1 pseudogene is annotated in these 331 nt (G+C 71.3%); it reads right to left on the reverse strand.

The features are described 5' to 3' along the window. A pseudogene (locus tag D9V41_RS17125) lies at positions 1-331 on the reverse strand (aminotransferase); the annotation flags it as partial.

A 331-nucleotide genomic window follows, 5' to 3' on the forward strand; every position in this document is an offset into this window, starting at 1 on the left:
GAGGCTGACGAAGTACCCGCCCCGCGGCTGCGTCCACGTAGCGACGCCGTGGTCGCCGAGCCGCGCGCTGAGGATCTCATCGACGGCCGCGAACTTCGGACCGAGGATCTCGCGGTGCCGCTCCATGTGGGCGAGCACGCCCTCGGCGTCGCGCAGGAAACGCGCGTGCCGCCACTGGTTGACCTTGTCCGGCCCGATCGCGCGCACCGCGGCGTGTCCGAGGTACCAGGCGATGTTGGCCGGCGAGCTGCCGAAGAAGCTCACGCCGGCGCCCGCCAGCGTGATCTTGGAGGTGCTTGCGTAGATCAGCGGCCGGTCGGGATGGCCGCTC

Origin of the sequence: Aeromicrobium phragmitis (assembly GCF_003674095.1) — a bacterium.
GTDB lineage: Bacteria > Actinomycetota > Actinomycetes > Propionibacteriales > Nocardioidaceae > Aeromicrobium > Aeromicrobium phragmitis.